At 68.3% G+C, this 17,482-nt stretch carries 29 protein-coding genes and 1 pseudogene; 26 read left to right on the forward strand and 4 right to left on the reverse strand.

What is annotated here, in order from left to right; genetic code table 11:
• Positions 1-41: 41 nt before the first annotated feature.
• Together ACIGXX_RS00810 and ACIGXX_RS00815 are read left to right on the forward strand one after the other, a co-directional pair.
• Positions 42-1,085 carry a 2-hydroxyacid dehydrogenase gene (locus ACIGXX_RS00810; RefSeq protein WP_399971478.1) on the forward strand — a complete coding sequence of 348 codons (1,044 nt, stop codon included), beginning with the start codon at positions 42-44 and terminating at the stop codon, positions 1,083-1,085.
• Between the two features lie 42 nt (positions 1,086-1,127).
• Positions 1,128-1,328, forward strand: a pseudogene (locus tag ACIGXX_RS00815) (oxygenase MpaB family protein); the annotation flags it as partial.
• 94 nt (positions 1,329-1,422) lie between these two features.
• Here ACIGXX_RS00815 and ACIGXX_RS00820 read toward each other — a convergent pair.
• From ACIGXX_RS00820 to ACIGXX_RS00830, 3 genes are all read right to left on the reverse strand, one after another.
• On the reverse strand, positions 1,423-2,772 hold the full coding sequence (locus ACIGXX_RS00820) for a tyrosine-type recombinase/integrase (RefSeq protein ID WP_399971481.1): 1,350 nt from the start codon (positions 2,770-2,772) through the stop codon (positions 1,423-1,425).
• Between the two features lie 21 nt (positions 2,773-2,793).
• Entirely contained in the window at positions 2,794-3,240 is a 447-nt protein-coding gene (locus ACIGXX_RS00825; protein ID WP_399971483.1) for a hypothetical protein, read from the reverse strand.
• A gap of 157 nt (positions 3,241-3,397) precedes the next feature.
• On the reverse strand, positions 3,398-3,850 hold the full coding sequence (locus ACIGXX_RS00830) for a hypothetical protein (protein ID WP_399971485.1): 453 nt from the start codon (positions 3,848-3,850) through the stop codon (positions 3,398-3,400).
• Between the two features lie 223 nt (positions 3,851-4,073).
• Between ACIGXX_RS00830 and ACIGXX_RS00835 the strand changes: the two genes are divergently transcribed.
• The 24 genes from ACIGXX_RS00835 (at position 4,074) to ACIGXX_RS00950 (ending at position 17,014) form a co-directional block, all read left to right on the forward strand.
• The gene (locus ACIGXX_RS00835) at positions 4,074-4,352 is read left to right on the forward strand and encodes a hypothetical protein (RefSeq protein WP_399971487.1); all 279 of its coding nucleotides are present in this window, start codon (positions 4,074-4,076) and stop codon (positions 4,350-4,352) included.
• 2 nt (positions 4,353-4,354) lie between these two features.
• Entirely contained in the window at positions 4,355-4,687 is a 333-nt protein-coding gene (locus ACIGXX_RS00840) for a hypothetical protein (RefSeq protein ID WP_399971489.1), read from the forward strand.
• 85 nt (positions 4,688-4,772) lie between these two features.
• Positions 4,773-5,117 carry a hypothetical protein gene (locus ACIGXX_RS00845; protein ID WP_399971491.1) on the forward strand — a complete coding sequence of 115 codons (345 nt, stop codon included), beginning with the start codon at positions 4,773-4,775 and terminating at the stop codon, positions 5,115-5,117.
• Complete coding sequence (locus ACIGXX_RS00850; RefSeq protein ID WP_399971493.1) at positions 5,114-5,401, forward strand: hypothetical protein; 288 nt, start codon at positions 5,114-5,116, stop codon at positions 5,399-5,401. The genes ACIGXX_RS00845 and ACIGXX_RS00850 overlap by 4 nt, the downstream gene beginning before the upstream one ends.
• Complete coding sequence (locus ACIGXX_RS00855) at positions 5,398-6,060, forward strand: hypothetical protein (RefSeq protein ID WP_399971495.1); 663 nt, start codon at positions 5,398-5,400, stop codon at positions 6,058-6,060. The genes ACIGXX_RS00850 and ACIGXX_RS00855 overlap by 4 nt, the downstream gene beginning before the upstream one ends.
• On the forward strand, positions 6,057-6,326 hold the full coding sequence (locus ACIGXX_RS00860; RefSeq protein WP_399971497.1) for a hypothetical protein: 270 nt from the start codon (positions 6,057-6,059) through the stop codon (positions 6,324-6,326). Before ACIGXX_RS00855 ends, ACIGXX_RS00860 begins: the two co-directional genes overlap by 4 nt.
• A complete protein-coding gene (locus tag ACIGXX_RS00865; RefSeq protein ID WP_399971499.1) occupies positions 6,323-6,886 on the forward strand; it encodes a hypothetical protein in 564 nt (187 codons plus the stop codon). The genes ACIGXX_RS00860 and ACIGXX_RS00865 overlap by 4 nt, the downstream gene beginning before the upstream one ends.
• Positions 6,883-7,107 (forward strand): hypothetical protein, encoded by a 225-nt coding sequence (locus ACIGXX_RS00870; RefSeq protein WP_399971501.1) that lies wholly within the window; start codon positions 6,883-6,885, stop codon positions 7,105-7,107. Before ACIGXX_RS00865 ends, ACIGXX_RS00870 begins: the two co-directional genes overlap by 4 nt.
• The gene (locus tag ACIGXX_RS00875; protein ID WP_399971503.1) at positions 7,104-7,868 is read left to right on the forward strand and encodes a hypothetical protein; all 765 of its coding nucleotides are present in this window, start codon (positions 7,104-7,106) and stop codon (positions 7,866-7,868) included. Before ACIGXX_RS00870 ends, ACIGXX_RS00875 begins: the two co-directional genes overlap by 4 nt.
• Entirely contained in the window at positions 7,869-8,429 is a 561-nt protein-coding gene (locus ACIGXX_RS00880) for a hypothetical protein (protein WP_399971505.1), read from the forward strand.
• Positions 8,422-8,820, forward strand: a complete 399-nt coding sequence (locus ACIGXX_RS00885) for a hypothetical protein (RefSeq protein WP_399971507.1) — start codon at positions 8,422-8,424, stop codon at positions 8,818-8,820. The genes ACIGXX_RS00880 and ACIGXX_RS00885 overlap by 8 nt, the downstream gene beginning before the upstream one ends.
• The gene (locus ACIGXX_RS00890; protein ID WP_399971509.1) at positions 8,817-9,344 is read left to right on the forward strand and encodes a hypothetical protein; all 528 of its coding nucleotides are present in this window, start codon (positions 8,817-8,819) and stop codon (positions 9,342-9,344) included. The genes ACIGXX_RS00885 and ACIGXX_RS00890 overlap by 4 nt, the downstream gene beginning before the upstream one ends.
• Complete coding sequence (locus ACIGXX_RS00895) at positions 9,341-10,273, forward strand: hypothetical protein (RefSeq protein WP_399971511.1); 933 nt, start codon at positions 9,341-9,343, stop codon at positions 10,271-10,273. Before ACIGXX_RS00890 ends, ACIGXX_RS00895 begins: the two co-directional genes overlap by 4 nt.
• Before the next feature lie 65 nt (positions 10,274-10,338).
• Positions 10,339-10,479 carry a hypothetical protein gene (locus tag ACIGXX_RS00900; protein ID WP_399971513.1) on the forward strand — a complete coding sequence of 47 codons (141 nt, stop codon included), beginning with the start codon at positions 10,339-10,341 and terminating at the stop codon, positions 10,477-10,479.
• Complete coding sequence (locus tag ACIGXX_RS00905; RefSeq protein WP_399971515.1) at positions 10,479-11,591, forward strand: hypothetical protein; 1,113 nt, start codon at positions 10,479-10,481, stop codon at positions 11,589-11,591. Before ACIGXX_RS00900 ends, ACIGXX_RS00905 begins: the two co-directional genes overlap by 1 nt.
• A 123-nt stretch (positions 11,592-11,714) precedes the next feature.
• On the forward strand, positions 11,715-12,038 hold the full coding sequence (locus tag ACIGXX_RS00910; protein WP_399971517.1) for a hypothetical protein: 324 nt from the start codon (positions 11,715-11,717) through the stop codon (positions 12,036-12,038).
• Positions 12,035-12,940: a YqaJ viral recombinase family protein gene (locus ACIGXX_RS00915; protein WP_399971519.1), complete on the forward strand. Its 906-nt coding sequence runs from the start codon at positions 12,035-12,037 to the stop codon at positions 12,938-12,940. The genes ACIGXX_RS00910 and ACIGXX_RS00915 overlap by 4 nt, the downstream gene beginning before the upstream one ends.
• The gene (locus tag ACIGXX_RS00920) at positions 12,937-13,773 is read left to right on the forward strand and encodes a recombinase RecT (RefSeq protein WP_399971520.1); all 837 of its coding nucleotides are present in this window, start codon (positions 12,937-12,939) and stop codon (positions 13,771-13,773) included. The genes ACIGXX_RS00915 and ACIGXX_RS00920 overlap by 4 nt, the downstream gene beginning before the upstream one ends.
• Positions 13,774-13,836: 63 nt before the next feature.
• Positions 13,837-14,214, forward strand: a complete 378-nt coding sequence (locus tag ACIGXX_RS00925; protein WP_399971523.1) for a hypothetical protein — start codon at positions 13,837-13,839, stop codon at positions 14,212-14,214.
• Positions 14,215-14,314: 100 nt separating this feature from the next.
• Positions 14,315-14,623, forward strand: a complete 309-nt coding sequence (locus tag ACIGXX_RS00930; protein WP_399971525.1) for a hypothetical protein — start codon at positions 14,315-14,317, stop codon at positions 14,621-14,623.
• Entirely contained in the window at positions 14,620-15,033 is a 414-nt protein-coding gene (locus ACIGXX_RS00935) for a hypothetical protein (protein WP_399971527.1), read from the forward strand. The genes ACIGXX_RS00930 and ACIGXX_RS00935 overlap by 4 nt, the downstream gene beginning before the upstream one ends.
• Positions 15,030-15,455 (forward strand): hypothetical protein, encoded by a 426-nt coding sequence (locus ACIGXX_RS00940; protein ID WP_399971529.1) that lies wholly within the window; start codon positions 15,030-15,032, stop codon positions 15,453-15,455. The genes ACIGXX_RS00935 and ACIGXX_RS00940 overlap by 4 nt, the downstream gene beginning before the upstream one ends.
• Positions 15,452-16,480, forward strand: a complete 1,029-nt coding sequence (locus ACIGXX_RS00945; protein WP_399971531.1) for a DNA cytosine methyltransferase — start codon at positions 15,452-15,454, stop codon at positions 16,478-16,480. The genes ACIGXX_RS00940 and ACIGXX_RS00945 overlap by 4 nt, the downstream gene beginning before the upstream one ends.
• Before the next feature lie 219 nt (positions 16,481-16,699).
• Entirely contained in the window at positions 16,700-17,014 is a 315-nt protein-coding gene (locus tag ACIGXX_RS00950) for a hypothetical protein (protein ID WP_399971533.1), read from the forward strand.
• Positions 17,015-17,079: 65 nt separating this feature from the next.
• Here the strand turns inward: ACIGXX_RS00950 and ACIGXX_RS00955 are convergent, their stop codons facing one another.
• A complete protein-coding gene (locus ACIGXX_RS00955) occupies positions 17,080-17,427 on the reverse strand; it encodes a hypothetical protein (protein WP_399971535.1) in 348 nt (115 codons plus the stop codon).
• Positions 17,428-17,482 lie beyond the last annotated feature (55 nt).

Genomic DNA, 17,482 nt, shown 5'->3' on the forward strand with positions numbered 1-17,482 from the left:
CCGGCCACCCCACCCCACCGCCCTTCAGGAGAGACCCACCCATGAGCACCACCGTCCTCGCCGCCGGCAACCACTTCATCCGCCCGAGCCTGTTCACCGAGGCCGTGCGGGCCGCCGCCGGGGAGCTGCCGCTGGACGTCCGTGAGCTCCAGTTCCCCTGGCCGCACACGCCGTTCGGCCCGGTCGGAGAGGTCATCGAGGCGTCCGGCAGCGAGGAGGAGATGATCGAGGCGCTCCAGGGGGTGCAGGTCTGCGTCACCGAGCACGGCCCGCTCACCGAGCGCATCCTCGCCAACTGCCCCGACCTGAAGCTGTTCTGCACCAGCCGCGGCGGCCCGGTCAACGCCAACCTCAACGCCGCGACCCGGCACGGCGTGGCGGTCTGCTACGCCCCCGGCCGCAACGCCACCGCCACCGCGGAACACACCCTCACACTCATGCTCGCCGCCGCCCGCGGCGTCGGCGACACCCACACCGCCCTGCGCGAGGGCACCTGGCGCGGCGACTACTACGACTACGACAACTGCGGCATCGAGATCGACGGCGCGACCGTCGGCCTGATCGGCTACGGCGCCATCGGCAGCCGGGTCGCCAAGGTCCTGCGCGCCATGGGCGCCGAGATCCTGGTGCACGACCCGTACGTGCGGCCCGAGGCGCTGGCCGGTGTCGCGGAGCAGGTCTCCCTCGCCGAACTGCTGCGCCGCTCGCGCATCGTCTCCCTGCACGCCCGGGTCACCGACGAGACCAAGGGCATGATCGGCCGCGCGCAGATCGCCGCGATGCCCCGCGGCTCGATCCTGGTCAACTGCGCCCGCGGCGCACTGCTCGACTACGAAGCCGCCTGCGACGCACTGGACTCGGGCCACCTCGCCGGAGCGGGCTTCGACGTCTTCCCCGAGGAGCCCCTGCCCGCCGACTCCCGTCTCCTCACCGCCCCCGGCGCCGTCCTCACCCCGCACATCGCGGGCGGCAGCCGGCAGGTCGCGCACAAGGCCGCGAACATCGTCGCCGCGGAGGTCGGCCGCTTCCTGCGCGGCGAGCCGCTGGAGCACTGCGCCAACCCCGAGGTGTTCAAGGCGGGTTGAGCCTGGCAGCGGCGGCGTAGCCTGCGGTCAGGAGGTGGTTGTATGCGCGAGACATCCTCATCGGGGCAGCCGGGGGCGGCGGACCGGGCCCCGGCCGACCCGGGGCTCTTCGGGCCCTCGTCCGTGACCTGGCAGATGCACGGCGACCCGATGATGTGGGTCGCCGGTATCCGCGCCCTGTATCTGCAGGCCCTGCACCCCCGCGCGGTCCGCGGCGTCATGCAGAACTCCGATTTCCGCAAGGCTTTGAGTACTGAAGGTCGTTTGACCTGCATGTACACGGAGATCAGTTCGCCCGAAGGAGCCCGTGGGGAGGATCTGGGGAGATCCAGAACTGTCAGGTCTCAGCAAGCACTTCAGGCCCCGCAGGCGCTGGCGCCTGCACCTGCCTAGCAGTATCCAGCATGCGCCCCAAGGCGGCCACCGCCCGCTTCCCCGACTTCGGCATGAAGTGGACGTAGGTCCGTAGGGTGAAGGCAGGGTCGCCATGCCCCAGCCAGTCTGCCAGCTGGCCGATCGTCTCCCCTTCGGCGAGCACCACGCTGGCAAACGTATGCCTCAGCACATGGAAGCCCTCCTCGCGAGGCATCTCCCACGTCGTCCGACGCCACGGCTTTTTGCCCTTGCCAGGCACGCGCTCCACGACCGGCCTGGGGATGACGCCAGCCTCGGCGAGCGCAGGCTTCCACTGGGTGTTGTTGAAGGTGTCCCGGTAGACAGAGTCCGCCGAGGAAGGTGTCGTCACGTACAGACGAACCGTCCGCAGCTCCCGATCGGCCCAGGGAAGATTCGGCCGGTCGGGATCGATCCACGGCAAGGTGACCTGCACCGAGGGAAACCGCTCCGCATACTCCGTCAACGCGTGTCCCAGCTCGGGCGGGCAGGGAGCCTCGCGTGTCTTGTTGCCCTTGGGTGGCGCGAACGCCATCTTGCCGCCCACCACTACGACTTGCCGAGTCACCTTGATCACGTCGTCAGTGCCGCCGGTGATTTCGACGTCGTCGGGCGAAAGGCCGAACGTCTCGCCCTGGCGCAGCCCGGCCGTAACAGCCTCGTCCAACAGGATGCGGTAGCGGTCGTCCAGACAATTCCTGACAGCCATGACTGTCTCCAACGGCCACGCCTTGGCCCGAGACTTCGGCGGCCTGGGCGCCTTCAGCTCCGGGTCCCTGAACGGATTCTCAGGGACCCGTCTGGCCTTGTAAGCGGCCTGCAGGATTGACGAGAAATGTGCCCACGTGGCCGCGAGGGTACTGACGTCCAGGCTGCACTCTGCCCTGGTTGACCAGCTCTTGATCTCGTCGTGGCCGATGCGGCTGAGTGGAAGCGCACCCACGTGGGGCAGGATGTGGTTGAAGACCCGGCGCTTGACGGACTCCTTGGTCGTCGGCGGCATCCGAACGTTGGGCCACCAGTGCTTGCGCACATACTCGTCCAGCGTGATCTTGCCGTCGCGAGGGTCGTAGAACGCGCCGCGGGTCGTGTCGGTGGCCGCTTCCTTCAGCCAGGCCTTGGCCCCGCCGTCTCCTTCGAGCTTAGTGAAGGACCGACTCCGCACCCCGGGGATGCCGGCGACCTTCCACCGCTTGCCCTGATTGCACCGGGCCGTCGGCACGCGTGTGGCCTTGCCCGTCTTGGGGTCGGGCGGCCCCTTCTTGTACCAGCGGTCCTCGATGTACCCCGGCATGGAACCCCCTCGAACGAGCCGTCAGGCGGGGACAATCTCAGGGGAGTCCATCGTGACGATCTCCCCGCGCCACAGCTGGAACCAGCATCCCCCAGCCAGGAACTCTTCTATGGCCGGGTTGATGGCGTTCACGAGCACATCGACTGACGCGAGGGGGGAGATGTGCAGGGCGACCAAGCCCTTGTCCTCGCATATGTCCAGCAGAGGTGCTGGCCGGAGGCGGGACAGTTCGAAGGTACAGCTGAGCGGACTGCCGGGGGACTTGGCGGATATGACCTCGCCCTCCCAGATCTGATACCACTCCGCCCGCGAGAGGAAATCCGCAAGCGTGCGGTTGAGGGAGGGGATGAACTGGTGCGGCCTAGCGTCCCGGGCGACGGAGATCTCCACGAGCCCCCGATCTTCCCGCCAGTCGGAGAACGCGCCTCCCGCAAGGTCATCAGTGGCTCTGTACACAACACGCAGCATGGATGCCTCCCCACGTTCGGTACACCTGTGGCCAAAAGGTCGCAGGTGCACGGTTGTGGAAGAGTACGACCCGTGCATAGTCATCGACAATCGGTTGTCGAGAATGCCTACTTGAGAATCTTGTCGATCAACCATCCGGGCAGGGCGGGGCGTTGTGCTACTCCTCGCGGCGTGACCGTTGGTCGGCTTCGATCATCGCGAGCCAGCGCTTCTTCTCCTGCTCCGACATCTCGCCCAGGTGCGAGACGATGATGCGCGTCGTGTCCCCGTAGCCGGTTAGCTCGGTCGCCCGGTACTCCAGCCACTGCTCGGCGGCAGCTTCTTTGACGCGTCGCTCCGACTTGCCGATCGCGGCGGCGATGGCGCGCATCTGCAGGGGGGTGGGGGCGCTCGCGGGCGGGTTCTTGATCAGCTTCTGGAAGTACTGCCAGGAGATTTGTTCGCCCGTCTCCGGGTCGATGGCGGCCTTGCCGAGCTGCCGCAGACTCTTGCCGGCGTCGAGGGCTTCCTGGATGAGCTTGGAGAGTGCGCCTGCGGGGGAGGGGGCGGCCGTGCCGGGGTCCGGGGTGGTGGCCGGGGCCGTCATGTCCTCGTTGTCCTCTCGGTTCACTCTTCCACCTGCTGTTTCTGTCTGTGGGGACGGGCGTCGGGAAAATAGCAGGTCAGCCCGTACAACCATCCCCGTTTGTAGACGGATCGTCTACGGATCGATGCTATCCGGCCGGAAACTTTGCCGATACTCGACACCAGGGTGACCCAATCTGTAGACACGGTGACTACGGGAGTGCTCTACTGGAACCAGTCAAAGCCACTCCGTACCACTGGAGATCCACTTGAGCCACGCCCGCTATCCACTGAAAAGTCCAGCGATCTTCAAGTGGGCCATGGAGAACCCCGGCAACGGGATCCCCTACTCGGTTCGGAAGCTGGCCACCGCCAGTCAGTGCGACGCAGGGACTATCCAGAAGCTGCGTGACGGCAAACAGCAGACCGTGAGCGTCCCCGATGCTCACGCCCTCGTGGAGGCCCTGGGCTATCCCCTCCTCGGTCTTTTTGCGCCCCCGGTGACGCCGAATCGCGTCACTTCGACTACGGATCAAGAAAAGGAGTGATTGTGCCGCGTACCCCCCAGTACTCCCAGCCCGCTCCGCCCGGCTACGTCTACGCGGATGAAGCGTCCCGCCTCACCGGGCGCGCCATCGAAACCCTCTACAAGGACCGGCAGAAGGCCCCTGAGGACAACCCAGGACCCCGGTCCGAAACACGTAACCGCAAGGCCGTCTGGAGCCTCGAAGCCATCGCCGAATGGCACGAGCAGCAGAAGAACCCGAGCCCCGACGCGCAGCGCGAAGCGGAGAACCGGCCGCCGGAGCCCCGTCGGCCCCGCAAGAAGAGCCGCGCGCACAGCCCGAAGCGTTCCACCGCCGCTTACGACCCCGCCGCCTAGAGCGGCATGCGGCCCCGACGCCGGGGGCTACCGGCAGCCGGGGCCTGGATCCACCCCTAGAACCCTGAAGAAACAGGAGTGAACCGTGAGTTCATCTTCCCATTCCCAGAACCCTGGCGTTCCACAGATCACGACGATGCGCGGCTACGTCGAGGCAGTCAACGAACTGCGCGACCTGACGCCGGTCGAGTCCCGTGACCGCATGTACGACCTGCTGACGGGGATCGTCGGCTACGTCGAGGACCAGGCCCGCGCGAAGGTCGTCGAGCGCGCCGTTCGCGCCGAGGTGCTCCGCAAGGCCGAGGGCGTCGCCTCGGAACTGTTCGACGCCGCCGATGAGCGCGGGGACCGTGCTGGTGCGGAGGTGGCCGAGCAGATCGCCGACCGTCTCGCCCGTATGGCCAACGAGACCGAGGGAGGCGCGTCGTGATCTCGATGACGTTCCCCGACGTGCCGACACCTCCCGCTGTTGAGGTCCGCATCGGCAGGAGTCTCCCGCCGCACGTGCTCGACGCGCTGGCCGAGCAGAAGACGGCTGGCAAGAACGTCGTCACGATGTCCCGCCTGCTGACGGCGGGCGAGATGTCTGCCGACGCGCGCCGTGCGGTGAAGGTGCGGATCGCTGAAGACCTTCGTCGTCAGGCTGCCGCGAACAAGGTGCTGGCCGCGTACAACCCGGGCCTGATCGTGCGGATCGGCGGTGGCGAGCGATGAGCGCCCGCCTGTCGCCGCAGCGCGAAGCCGAGATCGCCGCCCGTCTGGAAGCCGCCGCTCCTGGTCCCTGGACTGCTGTGGAGCTGCCGCCGAACGAGGAGTCCAAGCACCCTGCGCACTGGGTGAAGGCCGAGTACGAGGACAGTTCGGGCTTCGTCACCTCCGAGGTGATCGCGGACTGCCCGTGGCGGCAGACCGACGCCGAGTTCATCGCCCACGCCCGCGAGGACGTGCCCGCACTCCTTACTGAGGTCGAGCGCCAGCGCGCCGAGTTGGCTGCGGTCCGCGCTGCGGTCCGCGCCGAACGCGACGAGGTGGCCGTCGAGGTCGCCCGCTTCGGAATCTACGGAACGGCGACGTCGGCAGCGAAGGCGCTCGTCGCACGGGCGAGCGAACTGGTCGACGAGAACGCCAGCTTGCGCGCCGAACGCGACGAGGCGCAGGAGCGGGTCGACGAGTTGGAGGCCGAGCTCGCGGACCGGAACGAGCCGGACGTGGACGGTGCCGGGCGCACCTACGAGTCGTACCACCCGCAGGAAACGGATGAGGGTCGCTGCCTGGACGCGCATGCCTTCAGCCCGCGCGACGGCTGGCGGATGGTCTGCGCCCGCTGCGACCACACGAAGGCCGCCTCCTGCCACGAGGGCGGTGCCCGATGACGACGACCCCGCACCGCACCATCGCCGACCTGGACGTGGACCCCGACACGGTGGCCGCCGAGGCTGAGCGGCTGGCCGCCCAGCGGAAGGTCGCGGAGTCGGTGGCGAAGCTCCGCTACCTCCTCGCCCACCCTGGCGAGTTCGCGAAACCCGCCGACGACGCGCACCGCGCCGAGTACGGCCACCTTCTCCACGACGCGGACCCGGACTCGACCGTCCGACCCTTCCCCGACCTCACCAAAGGCACCCCCTGGAGGGCGTCATGACCGACACGAAGGCGTGGCCGTTCGGCGCCGACGCCATCCAGGACGACCCGCTGACCGCGCTCCGCATCCCGGTCGTCACCAGCTTCAACCCGAACTGGTGCTACGTCGCCGCCTACCTCGGCACCAACGCCGACACCGGCAGCGACTGGAGCCCACCGTGGCCGTTCGCCAGCGCCGAACGGCCCACCGACGCCGAAGCCCAGATGCTCGTCTCGTTCCTCCAGGAGCACCGCAACTACTGGTTCAGCAACCAGGGCTACGCCCGAAAGATGGATCAGCGGCCCCTCGACATCGACTCCGGCTGGAACACCACCGTCTTCATCAAGTACGGGCCAGACGACTGGGGTTACCGCCGCTGCTCGTGGATCTACGGGCCGACGTTCGTGCCGGGCCCGCCCAACTCGCGTGGCACGAAGTACGCCCACGCGAAGCACCCCGGCCCGCTCTCGCTGGAGCAGGTCATGGACCGCCGACACACGATCGTCGACGAGGTCATGCCGCACTGGGCTGACTGGAAGACCGCCCACCCGACCACCTTCGGCGTCCAGGAGGCGTCATGAAGAACACCCGCATCGTCCACGTATCGGCGTTCCTCGACGGCGCCCCCGACAGTGTCCGCGTCGACCACTACGACGGGCAGCCGGTGCTGCAGGTCGGCGACGCGCTGACGCTGCATCTGGAGCACGCCACGCCGGAGCTGCTGTTCCGTATCGCCAGCGTCCTCGCCGACACGGCAGCCGAGAAGCAGGTGGCCCTCAGCGTCAAGGCGGTGGCGGCGTGAGCGAGTACCCGGAGATCGCCGAGCGGTTCGCCCGCGAAACTGCCCGGCACGAGATGGTCGTACTGCAAGACCACGGCCTGTACCGGCGCCTGGTGTTCAGGCCTCAGGGCCACAGCTTCTACTGGTTCGAACTGATCACGACGCCCGGCCAGCTGGTCTTCTCCGGCGACGGCGAGAGCTACGTCTTCCGTCGCCTTGACGACATGTTCGAGTTCTTCCGCAGCGGCTTGCGGCGCGACGGCTCGGTCCGCATCGACCCCGGCTACTGGGACGAGAAGCTCGCCAGCAACCGGGACGCGGCCCGCACCTACAGCCAGAAGCGGTTCGATGAGGAAGTCGCCCGCGATCTGGAGATCGCCGAGGAGAGCTACCCCGGCGTCACCGCAGCCTGGGCCGAGCATCTCGAAGACGAGTTCAACACCGAGTACGAAGAAGAGGCCCGTCGAGCCCTCGACGAGTTCAGCTTCGGCGAGAGCTACAAGGCCACCTGCAAGGCGTGCGACTGGTCGACGGAGCGGAGCTCCTGGTGGTCGACGCATAGCGAACTCACGAACCACCGCAACGATGCAGGTGCCGAGCACAACGGCCCCGTCCGCGATCAGACGTTCCACTTCACCGACACCTGGGAGTGGCAGCTCCGGGATCACGACTGGTGGTTCCTGTGGGCCTGCACCGCGATCGTCTCCGGCATCGCCCGCTACGACAAGCTCCGTAAGTACGGCCTGCTGAACACCGCCCGCAGCACGAAGGCGGTGGCGTAGATGGCGACCGCGATCCGCCCCCGCGACAAGGCCGTAGCCCAAAGCGTCAAGGTCGACGCCAGCTACCGCGACTGCTACGGCACCGACCTCAATACGTGGCCCAACGGCGCACTCGCCGCGTACTTCGAGACGCTCAGCTCCCACGACACCGAGACACTGCCCATCCACCCCAGGAGGGTGTCGGCAAGCCGACGCCACCGCAACCAGAACCGGCTCGCGTACCGGATTCACGAGCTCGCTCCGGGCGCCGCCTCGGTGCTGATGATGCCGATGCCGATCGATGACGCAGACCGCGTGATGGTCACCGTGCGGGTCCTCACCGGCGCGGGACTACCTGTGCGGCTGCCGCTCGGAGGATCGCACCGGCTCGTCGAGCTGATCCAGGCCGCCTACCCGGTGGCTGACTGGAGCCGAGCCCAGACGTGGCATGCCGACAACAACCGGCTGACCACGTGGGGTCCGACGGCCCGCGACTTCCGGGCCAGCACGGAAGCCGGACACGTCGAAACGCTCGGCGCCGACAGCATCCGCCTGGCAGCCAGGGAGGCCCGCGATGCCTGAGCTCGCCAACCAGCCCACCGCCACCGACATCGCCGACGTACTCGACAAGGCCGTCCAGGTCATCGACCGTGTCGGCTGGCACCGCGGCTACCTCTACGACGAGGAGCAGTACGAAGAGGGTACGGCGTTCGGCGAGTGCCGGGTCGACACGCTCGGCGCGATCAACACGGCCGTCACTGGAAGCCCGCTGCTCGGCGTCAGCAAGCACCGCCTCGAAGACCGCATCGAGCTGGCCGACGCGACAGCGCTCGCAGTCGCCCGCCACCTCAAGATCCCCGCCATCCCGCGGCAGATCGCCTGGTGGAACGACGAGCTGGACCGCAAACAGGACGACGTCATCCAAGCGTTCCGCGACACCGCGGCCGAACTCCGGGCGGGGGCGACGGCATGAGCGTCCTCGACACCGCCCGCGCCTACGCCGACTGCCGCGGCCTCACCCGCCGCCAGGTCATCCAGAAGGTCGGGCAGCTGGTACGGGAAGCCGACAACGCGGCCTGCCAGATGGTCGCCATGGCTACCGAGGTCGACGAGCTGAAGGCCTCACGTGACGAGGCGCAGGACAACTTCGATCAGGCCGCTGTCGCCTATTCGGGAATCCTCGAAGACCTGCGCGGTGTCACCGACCAGCTCGCCGTGGCGAACGCCGAACTCGCCGAGCTGCGCGCCTTCAAGGCCAACGCCACCGCCGTCGACGTCCCGCCGATGGAACGCGACACCCGAGCCGTCGAGGACCAGGCCACCGGACCCATCGACGTCCGCCCGCTTCACGAGGCCGCCGCGGCCGGGCTCCTCGGCCCCGTCGTCCGCGTGTCGACATCCGGCACCTCCGCCGACCCCGGCCACGTGCCCGTCGCGTCGGGCCGCGGCGGCGAGGACACGCAGCCGCTGACGACCGTGAAGGGGGTGGCGTCATGAAGCACGTGGTGATGACGTCCGGCGGCCTCAGCAGTTACGAGGATCTGCGGCGCACGATCAAGCAGCACGGCGTCGACAACGTGGTCGCTCTGAACGCGAACGTTCACGCCGAGGACGAGGACAACTACCGCTTCCTGAAGGAGATCGCCGCCCACCTCGACATCGAGATCATCGAGGTGTCGGATCCGCGGCAGCGGACGCCGGTGCAGGTGTTCTTCGACGAGGGCATCCTTGGAAACTCGCGGGTCGCCCCGTGTTCGAAGCGGCTCAAGCAGGACCCCACCTATGTGTGGCTGCGGGCGAACTGTGTGCCGGCCGACACCGTGATCCACGTCGGGATCAAGTGGGATGAGCAGACCCGCATTCCGGGAATCCTGGCCGGCTACCACCACGACGGCAAGGCCTGCCGCAACAGGGACCGGTGCAAGCCCTTGTTTACCGAGGGCGGCCGGCTGCCGGGGGAGGGCTGCTCAAACCTGCTGCCCTTCGATGAGTCGTACACGGTCGAGTTCCAGCTCGCCCAGCCCCCGTACTTCGAGCACCGTGACGTCGTCGCCGAACTCGCGGAAGCAGGCATCGCCGAACCGGCCATGTACCGCGAGGGCTACCCGCACGCCAACTGCGGCGGGCTGTGCGTCCGCGGCGGCCAAGCGTACTGGGAGCTGACGCTGCGCATCCACCCCGACCGGTTCGCCTACATGGAAGCGGAAGAGAACCGCTTCCGCCGCGAGAAGGACCCCAGCGTGGCAATCCTCCGCGACTGGAAGGACGGCGGACGACCGCTGCCGCTCACCGAGCTCCGCGAACGCATCGAGACAGCCCGAGCCGCACAGCCCACCTTCGACGACCTCGAAGACGACGCCCCGTTCGACCCCGACGACTGGGGCGCCTGCGGCGGCTGCTTCACCGACGCCGCGGACGCCGCCTAACACTCCGTCGGCCGTGCGGGAGACGGATCACCGCACGGCCGACGGCCAACTACCTGGAGAACCGCATGAACGAGCACGTCACCGCCGAACCCGTCCAGTCCGCCCTGTTCCCGCTGGCCGCGGTGCAGACCGAGGGCTACGCCAAGCCGGAGCCGCGCGGCGCGCAGGCCGAGGTTACCGACGACACGGAGGAGGAGGCAGCCTGATGTTGGCCACTGTCCCGCAGCCCGAACTCGCCGCCGCGGCCCGGTGGGCGGCCCGCCAGCTCCCGGCCAAGCCGTCGCAGCCCGTTCTGCTTGGCTCCCGCCTCGAAGCAACGGAAGGCCGACTGAGGATCAGCGTGTGGGATGGCGCGAACGCCGCCCACGCCACCCTCAACGCTGACGTCGAAACGTCCGGCGTCGTCATCCCGTCCGGACAGATGCTGGCGAATGTCGTCGCCAACCTCAACAAGACGGACGTCACCTTGGCTGGCGACCACGATCTCACCGTCACCACCCCGACCGCCGAGTTCCGTATCCCCGGCATCAACGTCCACGACTATCCAACACTGCCGCAGCTACCCGAGACGCTCGGCAAGGTCGACGGTAACGAGTTCGCCGTCGCCTACCAGCGCGTCCACCGGGCCATCTCACCGAAGGCTGTCGGCCAGTTTGCTGGCATGGCCGGGATCCGGCTGAAGGTACTGGCGGGCATGTTGAAGCTGTCCGCCACCGACAGGTTCCGAATCGCCTCTGCCTGGCTGCCCTGGGACGGCGACTTCGAGACTGAAGCAATGGGCGTCGTCCCCGGCAAGGTGATGGCGGACAACGCCAAGGTCTTCGACGGTGACCTTCGGATTGCGCTGCCCGCAGACGGCAACGGCACGGTCGCGCTGATCTGCGGCGAGAACGCGGTCGCTGGCCTCCTTATCGATCCGACCGTGTTCCCGCACAAGGTCGACACTCAGATCCCCAATGAGTTCACCGGCCACATCCTCGGATCCGCCGCCGACCTGGTCGCTGCGATCCACGCAGCGATGGCGGTATCCACCGGCAACCTCCTGTGGATCAACACGAGCGGCAGCAAGGTCACCCTGCGGGCCGGCGCTGACGCCTCCAGCAAAGTCACCGCCGACGCCAAATACGACGGCGACCACAACGAGTTCGAGATCGCCATCAACGCCGGCTACCTCCTCGACGGGCTCGCCCCCATCGCCGGTGACGCCCTCATCTCCCTCACCACCCCGGCGCGCCCGGCCCTCGTCGCAGACGTCTGCGACGACACCTACCAGTACACCGTCGTCCCGATCCGCGACCCCGCCAAAGCCGCCGCCTGACCCAACTCCCATAGACGGCCGCTGGAATCCCCCATCCGCGGCCAGCCAGGGCCCCGCTGCCCGACCAACCCCCCGGTCTGCGGCGGCGGGGCCCCGGCACCTCACACCCAGAAAGCGAGCCTCATGAGCAACACAAGCCCCACCATCCCGGCGGAAACCGCCCGCCACGTCCTGTGGACGTTCGCCTGCGAAGGCGGCTACCAGCCCGGCAGCTTCACCCAGAAGCTCCTCGAACTCCTGGCCGCCGCCGACGTCGTCAACACCGCAAAGCTCGGCCTCGCGTTCCCGGCCGAGGCGGAAGCCGTCCGTATGGCGAAGAACGACGAGGACGGCATCGCCAAGCTCACCGCCATCGCCGAGGGGAAGCCGTCCACCAACTGCACCTGCGGTGTCGGCCCGTACACCCTCGACGGCCGCTGCGAGACCTGCACCGAGGCCGCCGCATGACCGCCGCGCAGCCTTCCCCGCCCGCCGGCCGCCTGCTCGGCACTTTCGTACCCGGCAGCCCCGAGTGGCACGCCGCCCGCGCCAACGGCATCGGTGGCTCCGAGATCTCCGCCGTCCTCGGCCTCAGCCCCCACGAGTCGATGTTCTCCCTGTGGCACCGCAAGCAGGGCAACATCGGCCCGGTCGCAGAGTCCCGCGAAATGTACTGGGGCAAGAAGCACGAGCCGACGATCTGCGACGAGTTCACCGAACGCCATCCCGAACTGATCGTCCTGCCGTCCGGCACTTACGCGGCCACCGACCTGCCCTGGTGGATCGCCAACCCTGACCGCCTCGGCTTCACCGCCGACGGCGACCTCGAAGTCATCGAAGCCAAGACCGCCTACGACGACTTCGAGTGGGGCGAGGAAGGCACCGACCAGATCCCCGTCCACTACAAGGCGCAAGTCCGCTGGTACATCCGCGCACTGGGCGCGACCCGTGGCCGTGTCGCCGTCCTCATCGGGCTGTCCGACTACCGCGAGTACACCGTCGAGGCAGACGACGCCGACACCCAGCTGATGCTCACCGCAGGCCAGGCCTTCATGGACTCCCTCGCCGCCGGCCAGGCCCCCTCCATCGACGGCCACACCGCCACCTACCAGGCCGTCAAGGAGATCCCCGACGGGCTCGCCGACGTCGACGTCCCCATCGACCCCGTCCTCCGCGACCGCTACTTCGCCTCCCTCGCCGCCTTCAAGGCCGCCGAAGAGGAGAAGCGTTGCGCCTCCGGCCTCGTCCTCGACCAGATCGCCGACGGCCGCCGCGCCGTCGTCGGCGACGACCGTGTCGCCACCCGCACCGTCCGCAACGGCAAGACCTACTCCCTTCAGCCCGCACGAAACAGGAGCACCGCCGCATGACAGAGCAGACCGTCTCCACCGCCATCGAGAAGCGCGACAACGGCCCCGCTGCCATGGTCGAGCAGTACCGCGAAACCCTCGCCCTCGTCATGCCCAGCCACCTCCAGCAGCGCGTCGGCGCCTGGATCCGCTCCACCCAGGGCCTCCTGCGCCGCGACCCCAAGCTGATGGAGGCCGCCCAGAACGACGTCGGGCAGTTCATCGCAGTCCTCATGGACGCCGGACGTCTCGGCCTGGAGCCCGGAACCGAGCAGTATTACCTGGTCCCGCGCTGGAACAAGAGGAAGCGGTGCACCGAGATCACAGGGGTGCGCGGCTATCAGGGCGAGATCGAGCTCATGTACCGGGCCGGAGCCATCTCCTCCGTGATCGTCGAAGTGGTCTACAGCAACGATCAGTTCCAGTTCCGGCCCGGTCACGACGAGCGCCCCGTCCACGACATCGACTGGGACGCCGACGACCGCGGCACCCTCCGCCTCGTCTACGCCTACGCCGTCATGAAAGACGGTGCCACCAGCAAGGTCGTCGTCCTCAACAAGGGTCACATCGCCAAGGCGCGCGCAAAGTCCGACAGCGCGAGCGGCAAGTACCCGGAGCGCTCCCCGTGGAACACGGACGAGGAAGCCATGTGGCTCAAGACCGGAGCCCACCGACTGACCAAGTGGGTGCCGACCTCCGCCGAGTACATGCGCGAACAGTTGCGCTCCCAGGCCGTCGTCGACAGCGAACAGAGCCCGGAACCCTCGCCTGTTGCGATCCCCACGCCCGCGCCGGGGACGGTCGACGGCGACTACGACGAGGGCCCCATCGAGGGCGAACTCGTCGAGGACTAGCCCGCACACGCCAGAGCCGCCCGCGGGCTTAGCGCGGGCGGCTCGTAACCCCAAGGGAACCAGATGACCAAGCACCTCACCGTCGCCGAGCGTCTAGCGTCGACCGAGAAGGACGCGCTCCTCGCCGACATCGCCAAGCACTCCGAATGGGACCGCTTCCTCGTCGAGCAGGCCGTCCTCCACTTCGGGGAACGACGCGCCGAATGGTCGTGCAACCAGATCCGGGACGTGCTCCCCGACCTCGGCCCCGGCTTCCTCGGCGCTGCGATCACCTCGCTGCGGACCGCGGGAATCATCGAGCACACCGGGCAGTACGTGCCCTCCACCAGCCCCAGCACCCACGCGCACGTGATCGCCGTCTGGAGGCTGACCGCGGACGGACTGCGGATCGCACGGCAGCGACGTGCCGCCCGCGCACAGCAGCGGAAGGCCGCCGCGTGATGGACCTCCTCGACCGCATCCCCGACCACTGCCTGACCGTCGGCATCGTCATCATCGCCGCCGCCCTGTACGCCATCGGCTGGGGCTCCGGGAGGCGGACGTGACAGTCATCGACGCCGCCTACTGGGGCCACCGCGCCACCACCACCTTCGGCCCCGGCCTCGCCGTCGCAGCCGCCATATGGCTGCTCAGCCGGGCCATCGACCCCCTCGTCGGGCGACTCGTCGACCACGCCGTCCACCGGCGGACCGTCGCCGCCCGCAGGCGCGCACTCGCCGCAGAGCGACGAGAAGCCGCCCAGCGCCGCGGCGAACTCCGCGCCGAAACCCGGGCCGGCCATGACCAGAACGCACTCGACACCTGCAACGCCATCTACCAACTGCCCGCCCGAGAGGGGGAGAACCAGTGACCATGCTCTCCGCCGCCCGCTGCCGCATACAGCGACGCCCCTTCAATCCGCCCACCACCGAAGACCAATTCAGCACCGAAGCGATCGACTGGATCGCCGTCGCGCGGGTCGTCAACGAAGACCAGCCGCTTCCCCCACTCAACGAGGACGAGCTCCGCGAAGCCGCCCTCCTGCTGCGCCGCCGGGGCATGGCCCGCATCGAGGTGTCCGTCTACCTCTGCCTGTACGAGCGGCTCATCAAGGAGTGGGAAGCCGAAGCCGGAATGCTCGGCCCCGACCAACTGTGCACCATCGACGACTGCCGCAAGGCCCGTGTCGGTCGCGGCCTGTGCAGCGCACATCTGGAGGTCGACCGCAGGCGCCGCCGCAAGGCGGCAGCCAGGGCAGCCGAGATGGCGGTGGCCGCGTGAACACCCGCAACGCGATCATCGAGCTGCTCTACGCCGGCCACAGCGATAAGGCCATCGAACGGCAGCTGCACGTATCCCGACGCCGAGCCCGCGACCTGCGCGCCGAACTCGGCCTGCCCCAGCACAAGCCCGGCCACAAGGCCGCAGCCAGCCCCGACGACCTCTTCTGGCGGCGAGCCCAGCCCACCGACGACGGACACCTCCTGTGGCCCGGCTACAGCACCGAGCACGGCGCGAGCATCCGGCACGGCGGACGCAAGCACTCCGTACATCGCATCGCCTGGGACCAGGCCCACACCCGCGAACCTATCGGGCACGTCACCACCGGCTGCGGCGTCACCGGCTGCGTCCACCCGCGCTGCGTCGAAGACCAGGAGATGCGCGACACCTTCCGGGCGATCTTCCAAGGAGCCGCCGCATGACGAACCTCAGCCTCTGCTCGGGCTTCGGCGGCCTCGATCTGGCCGTCGAGCAGATCACCGGCAACAAGACGTTGGTCTACGCGGAGAACGACCCGTTCGCCTCCCGCGTCATGGAAGCCCGCTTCCCATGGGCTTCGAACCTCGGCGACATCACCGCCGTCGACTGGGCGGCCGTCGCCGGCGACCACGACTTCGACACTGTCTCGGCCGGCTTCCCGTGCCAGGACATCAGCCACGCAGGACTCAAGAAGGGAATCTTCGGTGCCCGCTCGGGGATCTGGAAGAACGTCTTTGAAGCTGTTCGCCACACTCGACCGCGCCTCGTCTTCCTGGAGAACGTGGATGCGATCCGCTCGAAGGACCGCGGGCTGGACGTCGTCCTCGCAGACCTGGCCTCGATCGGGTATGACGCGCGATGGACGTGCCTTCGTGCTGACGAGGTCGGCGCCCCGCACCGTCGCTGGCGGTGGGTCTGCATCGCGCATCCCGCTTCTTCCGACCCCGAGCGCAGCGGACGGTACCGGTGGCCCCGGAACCTCACCGAAGCGCAAGGGCGGCATGAATCTGCGGACCGCGGTGACGAGGCTGCCGGCCCCACCGGAGAGCTCGCCCTGATCCCGTCGCCGGCGGTCGCCGACTCCCGCGGCACCCGGAACTGGACCGCAAGGCGCAGCCCCGGCAAGAAGTTCAACGCGGGCAAGACGCTCACCGACTTCGCCTGGCTGCTGTCCGACGAAGCCTGGATCTCTGTTGACGACATCGACTACGGGCCCGCCGTGCGCCGCTGGGAGGCAGTCCTCGGACGACCGGCGCCGGCACCCACTGACCTCGGCATTAATGGAAACCGGCGCCCCCGACCCCGCTTCGTCGAGTGGATGCAGGGTTGCGACGAGGGCTGGGTCACCGACGTCGACATCCCGCGCGCCAAGCAGCTCATCGCGCTCGGCAACGGCGTCGTCACCCGCCAGGTCGTCGAGGGCTACCGCCGGCTGCTGTGCGCCGACCTGGAGGCGATGGCCGCATGAGCCGAAGCGCAGGCGTCCGGCGCGCGCCCCCGGCCTCATCAGCCGTTTGGGACACGACGTGAGCGCACACCGCCCGCGTGCGCAAACCCCATGTAACGGGGGCGAATTGACCCCCAAGGTGACGCCCGTCAAGGATGCCGCCCGCCGGCCCCGCGCCGGGCCGTAGCCGCCCGCACCCGCAGACCGATCTATCCGTACCGCTACCGACAGGACACCGACATGGGCTTCTTCCACTCCGCCTACTTCGCCTACGGCATCGAGATCCCCCCGACCGACGAGGACACCCTCGACCGCGGCATCCCTGGGGGCACCGAGGTCGGCCACCTTCACGCCGGCAGCTACGACCGTGACAAGACCTTCCTCGTCACCAAGTGCACCGAAGCCGACCTCGGCGGCTACGAGACCGTCCGCCCACAAGACACGACCAGCGACGAGTACGAGACCTGGAACACGCAGCTGGCCGCCGCAGCCAAGGCGCTCGGCGTCACCCCCGTGGACGACCCCGGCTGGCTCGTCATCCCCGACATGAGCTGACCGCACCCGCAGACCGCACGACAAAGGCCCCGCCGCGGCGGGGCTGGAGGAGAGGAGGGGAGATGTCAGTCGGGTTCGTAGTCCTGGAAGCGCTGCGCTGCAGCCGCGTCCTGTTCTTCGATCTCCATCAGGTGCTTGGCCATGGACTCCAGCAGCTTCTGAGTGGTCTCCGGTTGAGGCCTCTCACCTGCCGCGGCATGGAAGGCCCTGACCATGCGGCGGTCGGACTGTGCGGTTTCAAAGGCGTCGGGCGTGACGAGGTAGGCGCGTCGCCGGCCGCGGACGGTGAGTGCGCTGACCAGTCCGTCTTCGCGGACTTGCTCGATGAGTCGAGTGAGGAGCGCGCGCGCCCTGGTGAGCGGCACGTCCTGAATTCCGTCCTCGGCAATTCGAGGTTCGAGATCAGACGCCATGTCAAGAGTGTAAGCCATGGTCAATCCTTCCATTATTACCAATCTTTAAAGTAGT

Origin of the sequence: Streptomyces sp. NPDC055243 (assembly GCF_044544025.1) — a bacterium.
GTDB lineage: Bacteria > Actinomycetota > Actinomycetes > Streptomycetales > Streptomycetaceae > Streptomyces.

Coding starts and splice junctions, on each gene's coding strand:
- ACIGXX_RS00945 (WP_399971531.1), top strand. CDS start 15,452: ATGACGAACCTCAGCCTCTGCTCGGGCTTCGGCGGCCTCGATCTGGCC.
- ACIGXX_RS00825 (WP_399971483.1), bottom strand. CDS start 3,240: ATGCTGCGTGTTGTGTACAGAGCCACTGATGACCTTGCGGGAGGCGCG.
- ACIGXX_RS00890 (WP_399971509.1), top strand. CDS start 8,817: ATGAGCGTCCTCGACACCGCCCGCGCCTACGCCGACTGCCGCGGCCTC.
- ACIGXX_RS00860 (WP_399971497.1), top strand. CDS start 6,057: ATGACGACGACCCCGCACCGCACCATCGCCGACCTGGACGTGGACCCC.
- ACIGXX_RS00950 (WP_399971533.1), top strand. CDS start 16,700: ATGGGCTTCTTCCACTCCGCCTACTTCGCCTACGGCATCGAGATCCCC.
- ACIGXX_RS00820 (WP_399971481.1), bottom strand. CDS start 2,772: ATGCCGGGGTACATCGAGGACCGCTGGTACAAGAAGGGGCCGCCCGAC.
- ACIGXX_RS00910 (WP_399971517.1), top strand. CDS start 11,715: ATGAGCAACACAAGCCCCACCATCCCGGCGGAAACCGCCCGCCACGTC.
- ACIGXX_RS00900 (WP_399971513.1), top strand. CDS start 10,339: ATGAACGAGCACGTCACCGCCGAACCCGTCCAGTCCGCCCTGTTCCCG.
- ACIGXX_RS00880 (WP_399971505.1), top strand. CDS start 7,869: ATGGCGACCGCGATCCGCCCCCGCGACAAGGCCGTAGCCCAAAGCGTC.
- ACIGXX_RS00810 (WP_399971478.1), top strand. CDS start 42: ATGAGCACCACCGTCCTCGCCGCCGGCAACCACTTCATCCGCCCGAGC.
- ACIGXX_RS00870 (WP_399971501.1), top strand. CDS start 6,883: ATGAAGAACACCCGCATCGTCCACGTATCGGCGTTCCTCGACGGCGCC.
- ACIGXX_RS00920 (WP_399971520.1), top strand. CDS start 12,937: ATGACAGAGCAGACCGTCTCCACCGCCATCGAGAAGCGCGACAACGGC.
- ACIGXX_RS00915 (WP_399971519.1), top strand. CDS start 12,035: ATGACCGCCGCGCAGCCTTCCCCGCCCGCCGGCCGCCTGCTCGGCACT.
- ACIGXX_RS00925 (WP_399971523.1), top strand. CDS start 13,837: ATGACCAAGCACCTCACCGTCGCCGAGCGTCTAGCGTCGACCGAGAAG.
- ACIGXX_RS00885 (WP_399971507.1), top strand. CDS start 8,422: ATGCCTGAGCTCGCCAACCAGCCCACCGCCACCGACATCGCCGACGTA.
- ACIGXX_RS00865 (WP_399971499.1), top strand. CDS start 6,323: ATGACCGACACGAAGGCGTGGCCGTTCGGCGCCGACGCCATCCAGGAC.
- ACIGXX_RS00955 (WP_399971535.1), bottom strand. CDS start 17,427: ATGGCGTCTGATCTCGAACCTCGAATTGCCGAGGACGGAATTCAGGAC.
- ACIGXX_RS00905 (WP_399971515.1), top strand. CDS start 10,479: ATGTTGGCCACTGTCCCGCAGCCCGAACTCGCCGCCGCGGCCCGGTGG.
- ACIGXX_RS00855 (WP_399971495.1), top strand. CDS start 5,398: ATGAGCGCCCGCCTGTCGCCGCAGCGCGAAGCCGAGATCGCCGCCCGT.
- ACIGXX_RS00895 (WP_399971511.1), top strand. CDS start 9,341: ATGAAGCACGTGGTGATGACGTCCGGCGGCCTCAGCAGTTACGAGGAT.